The following is a 14,897-nucleotide window of genomic DNA, read 5'->3' on the forward strand; positions in this document are numbered from 1 at the left end:
CGATGTAACACCCGGAGCGGCACGAACAATTCGCCTCCGAACTCGCGAATACGAATAGAACAGTAATGGATCCAGGTATGCCGCTGATGCGCCGGGGCGCGGGCCAAGAAAGGTCGCTTGCTCGAGTCATGCGATGCCTGCTCTACGGAGCTGCAGGGGAGAAGGTGCATCACAGGACGATATGATCGGCAGAGCGTCTTCGTTTGCTCCGAACTGGTTCCGACCATCCCGCCTAAGAGTACGAGACCATCCTACTCGTCGCATGGTTGGGCGGCAGTGTTGAGGACTTACTCCCGATCGAGCCAGCTCGCTCGTGACTGTCACCTCACGCGGGAGCCGATTGCGGCGTATTCTGGTGTAGGGGCCAGCCATCAAGGATGTGCATTCGTGTCGTCCGAACAGCTGGCTGGTCGACCACCCAACCGAATGCACGCTCGATATAACGAAGGTACGGCAAAGCTGCCCGACCATAAGCCCAGTCCGGCACGATCGGCGGCGCGTTGCGCGGCCCGGTATGGTCCTGTGGAAGATTGCGTCTGATCGAACGCGAGACCATTGCGCACCAACCATTCTCCGACATCCATGCCATCAGCTGAACAGGTCGCAATCGTCCGTCCAGACTCATCCTGCAGCACTGACAGGCAACTGACTTCGCGCTCTGCAATGAAGCCTTCAAGGTCGCGCACGGCCCTGAGGCCACATCGATATGGATTGCCGTTGATATCTCTGCACATTTGGGACTTGTCCGGCGCGTCGATGCCCCAGAGCCGAACGCGAGTCCTGTTGATTTCAACGGTGTCGGTGTTGATGACCTTTGCCCGCCCGGTCAACTGGCCGGCCAACACGATGCTGCACAGTGCGAACATGGTCAACACCACGATCAATCCGGGCATAGCGATCTTCTTTTCCGAACTGCGAACATTCCGGCCGAGCGCAGCAGAGCATAGGCAAGTGGCCAAAGGCGCTCGATCGCAGTGCCCAGAAGGGTGCTAATGTTGAATAGGTAAGCTCGCTCGACAGATGAATCTCCCTGAATGAGCAGCGCAACACCTCCCTCGCGTCCAACCTCGCCCACGATGGTTTGTGACGCGCCTGCTGCGCTGACCGAATGGGGCCATTGCTCCACGTCATTGCGGCAGTCCGCCTCGACTGCATCGCGCACCGGCAGGACGAAATCCGTCGTGCGCGTACGCTGATTAGCCATCAAGCAAGCGCAGACCGCTGCCCGCAAGTCCGCGTCATACGAATTCCTGGTGGCCTTGTCCGAAATGAGCATAAGCTCGCCGCCTTTCTGGCACCGATAGCAGCGAGCACGCGCCGTCCGCGGTCGCTGCTCACGGCAACTATAAGGGAAAGTGTATGCATCGCTGGAGCAAAACGGGCGCTCCGAGGGCCATCGTTGTTATCAACGGCAACATGCCTTCTACAGGCGGTTGGCGACGACTCCGCCCGCAGTCACGCCGCCCAACTTGTTTCGCGAGCGCCAGCACAGCCATCTCAACCCCTACCTGGACCAGGGCCACAAGTGCGTAGGAAACCGCGAACCATGCGATGCTATAAAGATTGGCGGCGCCGAAGCCCGCGCCGTAGAGGGCCCAAAACGTGACGCAGACAACGATACCAGACTGATACGCCGTCGAGAGGGCAAGCGCCTTGCTGTACTGCAGATCGCGATGCGCGGTGTTGGACGGGATGAGGCGATTGGCGAGCGCCTGGATCGCAAACAGCGGCACCAGAAGCGTCGTGGCATTCATACCAAATTGCGGCAGGTCGGCCGGAACAAAGAGTATGTTTTCCAGCAACAGGCCGAGCGCAAGACCAAAAGCAGCCGCCGCCGCGCCGAACAACAGAAACAGCATCGAGCCGGGGACGAAACGCACCTCGGAGACCCCAACAGCAAAGTGCGGCAGACTCTCGAAGAACATGAACACAAGCGTCGCGGCGATGGCTTGCAGGGCAAATGACAGAGCGCCCCGCTCGCGCATAGTCTCGACCAGAAGCTTGGCGGCGACGCAGCACGTCGCAAGGCCTAGCACGCAGCTTAGCACAAGCTTGGCGCCTGTTACTATTCCCGGTTCGATATGCATGGTCCAGGTCCCTCTTGCCTTTCCACTCCGGCCTTGTGTGGTAGACCGCTCGAAACGGCATTTCAGTTTCCGCACCTCGGTCGACTGCTAACGTCCTGCTTCCGCCATATCGGACCGGGTGTGCACACAGCCTCCGCTCGGTCTGCGGGACTTTGATAGCAACAGCTATGCCACCCCCGCCACCGCGCTTAAGCCTCTGATTGCGCGTTGAAACGTTTTCCGTCCCCACAAGGCTCGCGGTGTGAGCTAGCTGACATACTCTGGATGAAATTGAACACACATCGGTGCCCCGTCTTTGCTCAACCTGTGCCGTTTCGAACAATCGTTCTACCTCCCTTCTTGAATTGGAAATCCTGCGGCCGCCGGCGCGAAGACACCCTTTGCACTCGAACTAGCCGAGCGCGGCCGACCGCGCGAGGACCCAAGGGCATTCTCCAGCTGATCGGCGATGCGCTCCTGGTCCAGCAGCATGTGGCGGGCCGCGCAGCCATTGCCGAGAAGCCCGACGCACTCTGGGGCAAGCCGGCGCTGGAGCGGCTCTATTCGCGGCTGACTAACCAATACGAATTGAAGGAGCGTCTTGAGATGCTCCAGCGCAACCTGCGGGCCATTCCGGACGGCCAACGCCCCGACGGACATCATCGAGACACGGCGCTCGCTGCGTCTGGAAGGTTATAGTCGTGCTGATCGCGACGAAAGTTGCGATTGGATGCGGTCAGATTATTGCAGCAGCTCAGTGAAGTGCGGCTGGTCACAGCAGGCGAGGCGCTTTCCTAGCCTTTGAGCGGGCTCACTAACGTATCAGGCCGGGTAGTTGCGAGGAACACGCTGTTCGGCGCACGCGGCGGCGTGTTTTGGCGAAGCCTTCGCCGTGCTCGTGCACGCGAGGTTCGACGAAATCCCGGTGCGGCTCGCGACCGAGCAAATAGGCGAGGCGACTTCCGGCGCAATTCTCCGGAAAATCGATCAACGATCATGCGTGTATGGCAGACGCGCGGCAGAGCGTTCACCCCGACGATCCAGCGTGATCCGAGAAGACCCTTTGTCAGTTTGCGGCGGACCGCAACTGAGCTTGTCCGCTGTTGCCGAGTAGCTCGCGGAATACTTGCGCTTCCCCCGTCGTTCGCCAGCGCGCGGCCAGTGACGACCGGAACAAGGACGGTCGATTTCACCAGAGCGCCTCGCTAAGAGCGAACGCCTTTCGCCGCGTTGACACATCGCCGCGGCTCGGTCGACATCGCTTTCGGTGATTTCCCTTGCTTGGCTGTTAGCGAAAGGCTCCGTGATCGAGGAGCGCAGCGCACCGCGCGTGCTACAACTGAACATGAAAGCTCCGAACCGCGGTCCTCGGGTTGACTAAGGCGACGGTCGCCGAGCTATACGCGCTCGGTACTGCCATGGAGCGTGCATGGCAGCTCCGCGTCAGCGATAAACGGACGACAAGGAACTGCGCCGCGAATTTCAAGCGGTTCTGACCTCGCAAGCAGGCGCCGAGATATCCGACGTCCCGGTTGCCTATAGACATTCCATCTGCAGGGATTGTCCTCAAAGCGCCCTCGCCACTCACGTGCGGGCGGCAACTTCCCCCAAATCCACTTCTGAACAGAACCCGCCATGGCGATGCTTAGCTGGCTCGTTCAGAAGGCCGGCGAGCCTGAGGCCTTCAAGGACACCTTCGAGCCGCTGTTCGCGAACGATTGCGGCGAGCAGCGAAACGGCCTCCTCCCGATGGACGGTCAGGCGCTCGCTGAACCAAGAGGTCCATCAGGGTGGGAAGTTCAGAAACGTGGTCGCGTAAGGTCGAGACCACATCATTGGCGAGATAGGTCGCCAAATCCCCTTTCGCCGGCGGATCAAAGTCCAACTCGACCGCGGCGCGCTTCTCGATTGCCTCTCGTATCAACTCGCGCTGGCTTCGTGCATTCATCGAGAGCATGAACGCCGCATCCGCGAGCTTCTCGCGCGGCAAGCTTCTCACTTCGACTATGCGAGCCTGGATGTCGGCAATCGAACTCTCACGCCCTGCATCTGCTCGCCACGCGTTAGCTCCTGCCCTGCTCTTTTGTACCCGAACCATCATCATGCTCTCCGGCGGACGATATATCCCGGCGATACAGCGGAATGAAAGTGCAAAGTTGTGTGGTGCATGCGCGCAGTCCGCCTGACGAACGCGGAACCAGCGGTCGCGCGAAGGACTCAGAATGCGCTATTTTCGTGATGCGCTCGTGCTTTTCTCGTCTACAAGGCGCGGGATGGCATGTTGTCGGGTCGTGCTACGGCCGAGCGAAGGCCTGCTTCCAACATTCCGTCAGTAGGTGATAGGCAGCGAGGCGGTGGCGGCGGGCGGATCACCGCCAACCTTCCAGGGAGGACGAAACCGGCCAGATATTCCGGAAGACAACCAGACCGTGGACCAGATCCGAGACGGACGACGTTGCGTTTGCACCCTTGCTTCGGATCCGCTCGCTTTGGCTATCTTCGGGAATATTATACCGGAAACCGGAAACTGCGTTTGTCCACCATGCAAGGGCCCGCCGGGTAGATGGAAGATTGGGACACCGGTTGAACGTGACCGGGTTAACGCCGATTTCGCGCGTGATCTCGTTGCATCGCGAGAACGACGTAGCCGCCGTGGCAGGGCTCTCACCTGAAGATTTAACCGAACTTGAACAGGACACCGTAACCGCCGCGTGGGTAGCTCCACTCGATATCACCACTTTCTTCGCAGATCACCCTGCAGGTGCCGCACTCGATACACCCATCGACTGTCACCTCAACATGACCTTTATCGTTGAGCTCGTAGCACCGTGCAGGGCAGGCCTTCAGCATCGACAAGAGCCGCGAGGATGGCGTGGTGTGCGGACGTACCTTGATGTGGGCGCGGCCGGAATCAACGAGATAACGGTTGTAGAATAGTTTATCCTCGACACGTTGGGATGGCTCGCTCGGCATTGTTTCTGGCTCCGTCGTTCGTCATTGTCTTAGGTTTGGATCACCGCCAGGCCCGGGCAATGCGCAGGGCATCGCTAAACAGCCCACTCCAAGACCGGGCCTTGATGAACGAGCTCAGCATCAGCTTCTCTTTCTCGAGCTTTGGTGTGCCGTCGACGCGCACGTAATCCTGCATCGCCTTGGAGAAGAGCTGCGGATATGTGAGAAAGAAGTTCTGCGAGTGGGTATGCATGAGTGCCGGCATATCTTTGTACTTCTTCAGGTCCTTGATCACGAAAGAATCAGTTAGCATTTTCTTGTAAAGCGAAAGATTTTTGGCCGTCATCGGATCTTTTCGCGATCTGATAAGGCAGATCGCTTCCGCCGCGATACGGCCCGACGTCATCGCCAAATTGGACCCCTCGCGATGGATGGCGTTGTTAAGTTGGGCGGCGTCTCCGACGACCACCCAGCCCTCCCCGCAAAGCTGCGGGATTGCCCTGTACCCACCTTCGGGGATCAAGTGCGCAGAATATTCCTTGACCTCCGAACCTTCGATGAGCGGCGCGACGGATGGGTGACGCTTGAAACCCTCGAGCAGGCCGTAAGGCGTCTCGCCGGTACGCTGGAAGTCGGCAACAAGACAGCCAATACCGAGCGAGATGCATTCCTTATTGGAATAGATGAAGCCCATACCGGTCATGCCGCGGGAGATGGTTCCGACCGCTTCGATGACGAGCCCCTCGTCGCCTTTGAGATTGAAGCGAGCGTCGATTGTCTCGCGTGACAAAAAATGCATCTCCTTAACCGCGAGTGCGACCTTGTCCGGTTTCGGCCGCCCTCTTAAGCCCGCGCCCGTCCCGAGCACTCCGTTCACCCCCTCGGCCAGCACGACAACATCTGCATGGATTTCACCCCCATCGCGGTCTGTGCGCACCCCGACGACCCTGCCATGGGAATCCTGGAGGAGCTCGGTCACCGTGGTCTCGCACAGCACGGTAGCGCCGGCGTCGCGGACCTTCTGCGACAACCATTTATCGAACTGAGCGCGGATGATGGTGTAGCGGTTCGGCTTCTCCTCGTTGAAATCATCGGATCGATAGTGAATCCCGGTGTGCGAACGCTCGTCCAGGATCCAGAAGCGTTGCTCGACTAGATGCCGCTCAAGCGGCGCATCTTCTCGGAAATTCGGAATCAGCTTCTCCAGCATGTCGGCATAAAGGATGGCCCCTTGCACGTTCTTCGACCCGGAATACTCGCCGCGTTCCAGCTGCAGCACTTTCAGACCCCGCTCGGCCATTGTAAGCGCCGCCGCGTTCCCGCCCATGCCAGCACCGACGACGATGGCGTCGAATCTTTCCTGAATCATAACAAGCTCCCCTAGCCAGCGATGCGGTCGTGCGAGTGCGGCGATAGCTGCGCGCGGAATGCAGAGGTCAACGCCGGCAACAGTCGAATGGCGTCGGTGACGATGCCGATATGGGCAAAGTCGAAGATCGGAGCGTTCTTGTCAGTGTTGATGGCAACGATGAGGTCGCCGCCCTCCACGCCGACGCGATGCTGGATAGCGCCGGAAATGCCGGCCGCGATATAGAGCTTTGGCCGGATGGTTTTCCCGGTCTGGCCGATTTGTCGGTCGGAGGTGGCCCAGCCCTTCTGGACCAGCGGCCGCGAGCAGCCATATTCGGCGCCAAGCACGTCCGCGAGCTGGTGTACCAGTTGGAAATTTTCAGGCGATCCCAGACCGAGCCCTCCAGCGACGACCACGTCGGCATAGGCAAGGTTGGACTTTGTAGAATCGCGGTCTGGCAGGAAGGACAGGACTTTTGTGACGATATCTTCTTCTACAAGCCCGAGCGGATGCGAGATGACGCGCGAGACGGCGCCTGTCACGCGCTCGGGCATCGGCATCACGCGCGGCCGGACGGTTGCCATCTGTGGACGATAGTTGAGTGTGTAGATCGTGCACAACAGTGAGCCGCCAAACGTCGGCCGGGTCGCTGCAAGCGAGCCGTCGGCATCGACATCGAGTTCTGTGCAGTCGGCAGTTAGGCCGGTGAGCAGTGTGGTGGCCACTGAGCCGGCGAGATCACGGCCGAGTGTTGTTGCCCCTAGGAGTAGGATTTCCGGCTTGTAAGTGTTGACCAGCTCTGACAGGGCCTTGGTATAGGACTGGTTGCGATAATCGGCCAAGAGATTGTCCGCGACGATATAGGCGAGATCGGCGCCGTAGCAGAAGGATTCGGCGACCGCCTGCTGCGTTGTCTCCCCAACCGGCCCGATGACAACCGCGGCGAGGTCAACATTAAGCTTGTCGGCGAGCCGGCGGCCGGCACCCATCAGCTCCCATGAGACGGGGTGCACGACCCCGCGTTCCTGCTCGATGAAAACCCAGACGTGCTTATACGGCTTAAATCGCTCGGGCAGCTCCCTCTTGGTCGCCGCGCGACCACCACCCGCGGCCGGAGCTGCACTTTTCGGTGCGGTGCTCATCATCTGTACTCCCATTCGCATTCAGTTGCGGCTCGCCAGCGGAGCATGCTCCGCCTCCAGGTTGGAATTCGCGCTTGAAGATTTCTTCAGTTAAGCGTCGGGCCAGATGCCGGCCAGCATCGCGTCAGCACCGCCTGGCAGCAGCGCGGGGCCGACACAGCCCTTGCTGGACCTGGGCCACGAGCCCGGAAGCATGCGCTTCGGGTTCGTTCCGGATTCGGCATACTGGGGCGACGGTTTGGTTTCGGGCACTGCTAAGGCACCGACCCGGCCGGTCAGGCGCGCCGATCGATTGGTCCTCCTCATCTTAGAGATGCAACAGAGGTGCAACAGATCGAGGAGCTGCGAGGGGCTCGGCTGGTACGATTGTCGGCCGCGTGCTTGCCGATGGAAGCGCGATCCCATTGCTCCGAGTGCCCTTGTTTCTTGCCGATCATAGCGACAGGCACGCAACTCCTCGCGAAGACAGGAGGGGCGGCGCTCAAGGCGCCCGGTCAACGGCGCCGCACGGCCGGCGCTGTTGAGCAACGGCTCCCCCCGCGAAACCTCGGCCAGGGATCGGCCAACGGGGGCGCACGAATCAAACGCAGCTTTCAGCTCCGCCAGGTATGCGACCATCGCTTTGGCGTCGCGACGCATTATGGTGCCGGCAGGCAGCGCGCGCGAACCGGCGCGGCGTCAAAAACAAAATCGATGCGGACCAAGACGAGCATGCGCTTCTCCAGACTAGCTGAGCATATGTCAGCAATTGTCGTACCAATTTGCGCAGGCGATGAAAATTGATCGCTATTTCAGAATCTTATCGAAGGAGGCGGCATCTCACGAGATCGAAACATTCGAGACCGTACTGACCCGTGTCAGGAATGCGACAGAAGACACTCATCCGAACCTTGGTGAGCTTTCGTCGCGACGTGTGCGGTCCCGCTGCCGGCGCATGATTGCAGGAGATAGGTACAGCATGCGTACCAGCTTAAAAGGATGGAAATATCAGCGGTGAGTCGTGATTGGCCTCTAACGAGCCGAGGTGCTCAAGCTGCGGATCCGCGAGGCCGCGACTGTAACTTTCCGCTTGAATTCAAAACCATGGCTTGCTGTCAGGCTCTCGGGACCTTCACGGTCCAGAGCACGACATATGAGCTCAATTCACTCCAACAAATCGAGCTGGACCAATGCTGGATGCTTGTTCGCTTGTGGTGCGGCCGCATCCTTCAGCACCTTGAATACGCGCTGTTCGATCGGGGTGGACGTGACGAAGTCGGCATAGGCGCGCTCAAGCGTGGCCTTGCAACGCGCGGCGATCTCAGGATCAGATGCACCGGTCAACTCCTCGCCTGCGAGATATTGGCCCATGCGACGCAGGATGTGAAGCCGCGCCACATCGACGATTTTCGCATCGTACTCGACGCCGAGGAGTGAAAAAAAATCCTCTGCGGCCGAGGCCTTGTTCAATCGCGCAAGGATGCCATCAGTCGTCATTCTCAACCTCCATCTCGATCCGCGCCCAGAAACGACCAGGCCGGAATGTTTCAACCCGATCGCGCGACGCGCGTGGCTGATTCGCTGTTGACGAGCGAGCTCTCGTGAATGTCGCGCCAGATCGCCAACACCGTTTCCTGCACACCAAACCTTGGTGCTCGATCGCATGCTTGCGGACGGGCGCGAGGATGGTTTCGCTTTGCTCGGCGCCGAAAGAAAGCTGCACGACAGCAGCAAGGTGATCGGGGCGAACCCTGAATGCTTTCCGATCACAACCCGGGAGGAGCGGCGAGCAGCCCCGGGCCTAGCCCCTCGTAGCTGCGCCGGGTCCTTTAACAGCCCGTGGTCGTGGATGCCGGGTGCATTGGTAAAGACATGCTCGTCGACAATCGCCTTGTTGAGCGGGATGGTACGGGGCGCAGCGGCTGCAACGACGACCGCGGCTTTTTCCAGTTCGGATAGCAGTACGCCGGTATCACCGCAACAGAGCTGTCTGGGTGCGACGGCAACTTCCTTCAGCGGCGCATTGTCGGCTCCGCCAGATATCAACCCGCGATCATCAGACGCCGCCTCGGCCTTAGGTCGGGTGCGCGCAATCGTTTGCCCCGGCCTGTTTTCACCCCCCATGCGACAGGTGGCCGAAAGCTCGTAGAATACTCCCGCAATGGCGCCAAAGAGGGTATCAATAATGAACTCAGCCTTTCAAGCTTGGGACGGCTTGGACGGTGTCATCAAGGCGGCGCAGATGATCCCGCCGACGTCCGGCCATCCGGCTCTCCCCGCTCTCTTCGCCGAAGCAAAGATCAAAATCATTGCATTCCGTGCAGACCGGCGTGGTACACATCACCAGGCCGTCATCTTCGCATAGCATGCGATAGAAGAAGCGCTTCCAGCGCATGTTCTTCGTGTTGCGAGCCGCCAGCGGCCCGAAATGGCGCATGAGGACACGGGACAATTCATCCCGCTTCCGCAGGCCGAGATCTTCCCATAAGTGATTAGGCTCCATGGCGCGCCGCGCGATCATCGTCGCGAGCCAGCCGCCAACCTCGCCATGAGTGGAACGTTGCGCAAGCAGGAGGTCGCGTACCATGATTGTCTCGTCAAGAGCCGGTAAGGCGGACTGTTCGCGCCAGGTACAACTCCTGACCGGGGCGGATGGGAAGTATTGCACCAAGAGCGCATTGAGCTCCTGGTTGGTCAAGTCAGCACGTTCGGGAAGTTGGCCGCGATCCATAGCTGATGTGGCCAGAATGCAAGCGAGCACATGGCGATCGAAGTCATCATTGTCACTGATGTCGACTTCTGCCGGATGGCGCCCCGTCAGAAGCTTGTAGAGCTCACTCGCATCGCGCTGCTCGGCGACGTGAGCTACCGATACGCGAGATGAGATCGTGCCGGCCGTTTTTCCTTTGCCGATCATAACTTTCGCACAGCTTCTGAGTGGACGAGGTCGGCCTTCCCGGATCGAGAAGGCCGACAACATGAACTATGCCGAAATAGCGGCAAGCTCGGCAGCGGTCTTGCCGACCTGGCTCTCGTCGACGGGCTTGATGATGCCGTGCTCCATGAGCATATCTTCGAGCTCGTCCATGCTGATTGGCGTCGGGATAGCGCCTTGTCCGGCATTATTGTGGATCTTGGTCGCGAGATTGCGATAGTGATCCGCCTGCTTGGAGTCCGGCGCGTATTCCAGCACCGTCATTCGGCGCAGCTCCGCGTGCTGCACGACATTGTCGCGCGGCACGAAGTAGATCAGCCGGCTGCCGAGCTTCTTGGCAAGAGCATCGGCAAGCTCCAGCTCCTTGTCGGTCTGCCGCTCGTTGCAGATCAGGCCGCCGAGACGCACGCCGCCGGAATTCGCATACTTCAGAATGCCCTTGGAGATGTTGTTGGCGGCATACATCGCCATCATCTCGCCGGACATCACGATGTAGATTTCCTGTGCCTTATTCTCACGGATAGGCATCGCGAAGCCGCCGCAGACGACGTCGCCGAGCACATCGTAAGAGACGTAGTCGATGTCCTCATAAGCGCCATTCTCTTCCAGAAAGTTGATGGACGTGATCACGCCGCGTCCGGCGCAGCCGACCCCCGGCTCCGGACCACCGGACTCGACGCATCGAATGTCCCTGTAGCCGAGCTTGATGACGTCCTCGATTTCGAGGTCCTCGACGCTGCCGGCATTCGCCGCCAGGCTCAGAATGGTGTCTTGCGCTTTGGCGTGCAGGATGAGGCGAGTCGAGTCCGCTTTGGGATCGCAGCCGACGATCAGAATCCTTTGGCCCAGCTCAGCAAGGGCCGCCAGCGTATTTTGCGACGTCGTCGATTTGCCGATGCCGCCCTTGCCATAAAACGCGATTTGTCTCAGCGAAGACATGTTGCTCTCCATCAACCGATTGCCAATTTTTCGCGCCGAATGCGCGAGCCTGTTTCTCTCGTAGAAACCATGGGCACACGAGTTTCGGGAAGGAGGCCATCGCTCGCCATCAGCGTCGGCGTGCCCTCAGCCCTCGCTCGTTGTTGCTCCATCCAGTTAGCAACTGGCGTGCCATTTCCTTCGCACCTGCATTAAGCCTTTGATTACCCTCAACTAACAGCGTGGCCTCGGACGCCGGCGTGCTGTGGCGGACCGGACAGCCGCAAAGGCTCTGACAGAAACCCGACAAAGCCTCTGCGCTCCGATTCCACTACGAGCGCCGGCCAAGGAGCACAAACGGGAAATCTGGCGTCTTACGCCCGAGACGATTGAGGAGACGGACATATTGCAGATCGGGCTCGAGGACATCGCCACCATCAAAGGCGAATGTTCCACGACGGGTATGGCGGGCACTTGCCGCCAGATCGGGTGGCATATTGCTTGCTCAGTCGCGGAACGCTGTTCCGTGTGACCCGATGTTGTGAGGACAATATGCTTGGAATTGGAAGTAAGTTGCCGCCGTTCGACATCATAGGCGTGAAGCCCGGCTTTCACCTGCAGGAGGAGGACGGGCAAAGCGCTTTCGAGACGCTGACTGAGAGAAGTTTCCCCGGCAAATGGAAAGTCATCTTCTTTTACCCGAAGGATTTCACATTCGTCTGCCCAACCGAAATCGCCGAGTTTGCCCGCCTGACGAAGGATTTCGCCGATCGCGACGCAATCGTGCTTGGTGGGTCGACCGATAACGAGTTTTGCAAGCTCGCCTGGCGGCGTGACCATAAGGACCTGCACCGTCTATCCATCTGGCAGTTTGCCGACACCAAGGGCGCACTGGTCGATGGCCTTGGAGTGCGCTCGCGTGATGGCATCGCACATCGCTATACCTTCATCGTCGATCCTGAGAACACGATCCAGCATGTCTACGCGACTAGCCCCAATGTCGGCCGCAGCCCCACCGATACGTTACGTGTTCTGGATGCGATACAGACTGATGAGCTCTGCCCTTGCAACCGCGAAATCGGTGGCGACACGCTTAAAATTGCCTGAGGCAACATATCGATCGTGCAGTTGGACGAGCGTTCCGGCCGCGGGACGTCAGACGCAATCGTTCTTCGATGATTTCAGGTGAGACGATGCTGCCGCAAACACTGCTAGCGAGTGCGACCCGCAATTCAGTTCTCTTTACCGGTCATGAACTCTGACGCCGCCGCCGCGATATCGGCGCGGCAGTCGCGGCGGCGATATCCACGGTCTCGATCACGACGATGAACAGCGTTCACGGCCGCTTTGCCCTCACATCATCCCGAACACAAGCGGATGCCGTCGCGGCTGCCCATGAACATACAAACGCTTGTACGCTTCTGCGCCTGCCGGACGCACATCTCCCGCCGGAGTTCCTTCTACTTCGTCGTAGGCCGGGACCGCGGTTCTCTTTTGTCTGCGGCTTACCGGCAAGCAACTTCAAGGGCGCGATCCAGCGCCCACGAGGTCAGAAACAGGGTACCAATCTCTCCCTCTTGGGGCATTCTAGGTTTCAGTCGCCGCGCCTTGAGAAGGGTGGACGCAGCGGCATATGGCTTAGCGCGAACGACGTGTGCCTGCCGTCGGTCGACGCGCTCGCACACCGTATTTTCCGGGCCCGGCAAATCTATATTCAGCGCCTAAGCAGCACGTTGCGACGAGCGATTCGCTTGAGTCGCTGATTGAACACGACAATCGGTTGGGTTTAGGTCAAGTAACCGGATCGACGGAGAAGCCGGTCAGCTCGTTCGCCGCGCGACCTAACCGTCGGCGCCGAGCCTGAGACGACCAACTGGCCAGCAATCGCACGCCGCCTGACGGTCTCGATCATCACGCCGGTCGATTTCCGAAGCTGAATCCCATCTCAGCGCTGGTGACCCAAGCCAATCCCCAAGGTAGACGCTTTCTGCCTTAGGGAGCCTTCGGATCGCTTCATAAGCTTTGAAACCCTAGCTACAGGGGTGCGCGCCCTTGAGTGCGCCTTGAGCAGCTGACCTCATCCTTACTATATTCTTTGCGCTTGGTGCTTTTCGCCACGTGACGTTCTCCGATTTCGCTTTGCACATTTATCTGCAGCGCCTTGTTTTTGAAAAACGACGCAACTAGCTTCCCATTACCATATCAATGACCATCGGCAACTATTCAAGCGGGCTTTTTATCTTCCAGATAAGAACATGAACTACACGCGAATTTGTTCTCTGTCCTTCTGTATCTTTATCCGCGTGACAAACCCGATTCCCGACGCACGTCAGGCGCTTCAACATGGAAGCAAGCTATCGAGACAGGGATGCTCGATTCGGTCCTTCAAAAAACAACTCGAAAGCGCTTCTTGCTCAAGTACATCAACTTCACTCACCAAGAAGTTTCGTAGAGCAATATTCAGGCGCCAGTATTGATGGAGTAGCGCTGGATCGGCCAGGACAATCGTGGTGCTCCCGCGCATCATGAACCGGCCTTCACCGCGCGTGTACGGCGTTACCGCGCGAAGAATAAACGTCCTCTCATACTTTCTGGGCTTCTGCGGACCTAGGTCGAGTACTCACAAATGCGAATCCTGCGACGGCTGAGGTTTGCTTCGTCAGCTGATCGAGCACGGCTTGCTCTTCCTCATTTGACCGCCGCAGTATCCTTGATCGAAGAGGCCACGTAGAGATAGCCAGGCAATTCCATCCTCAGCGAACAAGATGCGAGACCATCGCCTGCCCCGTGCCATGGACCCGATGAACGAGCGAGCGATCTGATCGTGATATTTCGCCAGGCCTAGCACGACGGCATGGCAAACAACCCGCGGGCTTAGCGCCCTGTGAGCTGGCACCGGCACGCGACTGCTTGATTATGACATGGCAGAGCGCTTGGCCAGCACAATGCCGCTGGCGCGCCGCGGATCATTCGTGATCTGTGCACATTGATCTCCGCAGTCGAGTAAATGCAGGTCGAATTGGCCAAACCGGCGGAACGGGGTGTGCGTCATGTCGGAGGCGTCGCAACAAATCCAGGCAAGATGTGGAAATTTCTGCCGGAGCGTCAGGCAGGGCTCAGAGCCTATGTCAATAGCGGCGAGCGTCTGCTCGATCATCGTCAATTCGCCTTGGCGCACCATCCACAAATCCTCATCGCCAGAATAAACGTTCAGGATCGGTATTCAGAACCGTTGTCGCCAAGCCAAGCCGTTGATGGGTCGAATGCCACTCCCAGACGCCCTTACGGTGATCTTTGCGGAACAGCTGCCATGCCGCCCCAGTCCTGTCGTGGCGCAGCAGGGCGACCTCGACGAGGCCGCCCTCCGCATTGATATTGCCTGAGCAACACGGGCTCTCGACCAGATAGCCGCCAGGAACCGCAGTCACCTCTGGCGAGACATATCGGTAGCGCTCGCGCTTCGTGAGTGCGCGCACGATTCGCCATCGATCGAGCTCGTTGGGATGCGCAGGCAAGCCGGAATGATGTCTTCTGATGATTGCCGCGTTCATTCC

The 14,897-nt window shown here is 59.1% G+C and carries 14 protein-coding genes; 2 read left to right on the forward strand and 12 right to left on the reverse strand.

Going from position 1 to position 14,897, the window contains the following annotated elements:
• Positions 1-371: 371 nt before the first annotated feature.
• The 3 genes from BcanWU425_RS33645 to BcanWU425_RS33655 all read right to left on the reverse strand — a co-directional run bounded on the left by BcanWU425_RS33645 (position 372) and on the right by BcanWU425_RS33655 (position 2,087).
• Positions 372-893 carry a thermonuclease family protein gene (locus BcanWU425_RS33645; protein ID WP_204513353.1) on the reverse strand — a complete coding sequence of 174 codons (522 nt, stop codon included), beginning with the start codon at positions 891-893 and terminating at the stop codon, positions 372-374.
• Positions 881-1,276 (reverse strand): hypothetical protein, encoded by a 396-nt coding sequence (locus tag BcanWU425_RS33650; protein WP_204513352.1) that lies wholly within the window; start codon positions 1,274-1,276, stop codon positions 881-883. The genes BcanWU425_RS33645 and BcanWU425_RS33650 overlap by 13 nt, the downstream gene beginning before the upstream one ends.
• 67 nt (positions 1,277-1,343) lie before the next feature.
• Positions 1,344-2,087, reverse strand: a complete 744-nt coding sequence (locus BcanWU425_RS33655) for an energy-coupling factor ABC transporter permease (protein ID WP_231189447.1) — start codon at positions 2,085-2,087, stop codon at positions 1,344-1,346.
• Positions 2,088-2,351: 264 nt separating this feature from the next.
• Here BcanWU425_RS33655 and BcanWU425_RS33660 point away from each other — a divergent pair, with 264 nt between their 5' ends.
• A complete protein-coding gene (locus tag BcanWU425_RS33660) occupies positions 2,352-2,765 on the forward strand; it encodes an RMD1 family protein (protein WP_231189449.1) in 414 nt (137 codons plus the stop codon).
• A gap of 985 nt (positions 2,766-3,750) precedes the next feature.
• Here BcanWU425_RS33660 and BcanWU425_RS33665 read toward each other — a convergent pair.
• The 7 genes from BcanWU425_RS33665 to nifH all read right to left on the reverse strand — a co-directional run bounded on the left by BcanWU425_RS33665 (position 3,751) and on the right by nifH (position 11,364).
• Positions 3,751-4,167: a hypothetical protein gene (locus BcanWU425_RS33665; protein ID WP_231189452.1), complete on the reverse strand. Its 417-nt coding sequence runs from the start codon at positions 4,165-4,167 to the stop codon at positions 3,751-3,753.
• A 575-nt stretch (positions 4,168-4,742) separates the two neighbouring features.
• Positions 4,743-5,039, reverse strand: coding sequence for a ferredoxin family protein (locus BcanWU425_RS33670; RefSeq protein ID WP_085383486.1), 297 nt, complete (start codon positions 5,037-5,039; stop codon positions 4,743-4,745).
• Positions 5,040-5,079: 40 nt separating this feature from the next.
• The gene (locus BcanWU425_RS33675; protein WP_204513351.1) at positions 5,080-6,387 is read right to left on the reverse strand and encodes an FAD-binding protein; all 1,308 of its coding nucleotides are present in this window, start codon (positions 6,385-6,387) and stop codon (positions 5,080-5,082) included.
• A gap of 11 nt (positions 6,388-6,398) precedes the next feature.
• Positions 6,399-7,514, reverse strand: coding sequence for an electron transfer flavoprotein subunit alpha/FixB family protein (locus BcanWU425_RS33680; protein ID WP_409363682.1), 1,116 nt, complete (start codon positions 7,512-7,514; stop codon positions 6,399-6,401).
• Positions 7,515-8,654: 1,140 nt separating this feature from the next.
• Entirely contained in the window at positions 8,655-8,987 is a 333-nt protein-coding gene (gene nifW / locus BcanWU425_RS33685; RefSeq protein WP_085383484.1) for a nitrogenase stabilizing/protective protein NifW, read from the reverse strand.
• Between the two features lie 694 nt (positions 8,988-9,681).
• Positions 9,682-10,407: a nitrogen fixation protein NifQ gene (locus BcanWU425_RS33690; protein WP_204513350.1), complete on the reverse strand. Its 726-nt coding sequence runs from the start codon at positions 10,405-10,407 to the stop codon at positions 9,682-9,684.
• 66 nt (positions 10,408-10,473) lie between these two features.
• Positions 10,474-11,364 (reverse strand): nitrogenase iron protein, encoded by an 891-nt coding sequence (gene nifH / locus BcanWU425_RS33695; protein WP_007600043.1) that lies wholly within the window; start codon positions 11,362-11,364, stop codon positions 10,474-10,476.
• Between the two features lie 531 nt (positions 11,365-11,895).
• Here nifH and BcanWU425_RS33700 point away from each other — a divergent pair.
• Positions 11,896-12,450 (forward strand): peroxiredoxin, encoded by a 555-nt coding sequence (locus tag BcanWU425_RS33700; protein WP_007600041.1) that lies wholly within the window; start codon positions 11,896-11,898, stop codon positions 12,448-12,450.
• 1,807 nt (positions 12,451-14,257) lie between these two features.
• On the opposite strand, the gene BcanWU425_RS33705 is transcribed toward BcanWU425_RS33700, so the two are convergent.
• Both BcanWU425_RS33705 and BcanWU425_RS33710 read right to left on the reverse strand, forming a co-directional pair.
• Positions 14,258-14,524, reverse strand: a complete 267-nt coding sequence (locus BcanWU425_RS33705) for a hypothetical protein (protein WP_085383482.1) — start codon at positions 14,522-14,524, stop codon at positions 14,258-14,260.
• A 10-nt stretch (positions 14,525-14,534) separates the two neighbouring features.
• On the reverse strand, positions 14,535-14,894 hold the full coding sequence (locus BcanWU425_RS33710) for a DUF3024 domain-containing protein (RefSeq protein ID WP_085383481.1): 360 nt from the start codon (positions 14,892-14,894) through the stop codon (positions 14,535-14,537).
• Positions 14,895-14,897: the final 3 nt, after the last annotated feature.

The sequence above is a fragment of the Bradyrhizobium sp. WU425 genome, assembly GCF_021052305.1.
Classification (GTDB): domain Bacteria; phylum Pseudomonadota; class Alphaproteobacteria; order Rhizobiales; family Xanthobacteraceae; genus Bradyrhizobium; species Bradyrhizobium canariense_D.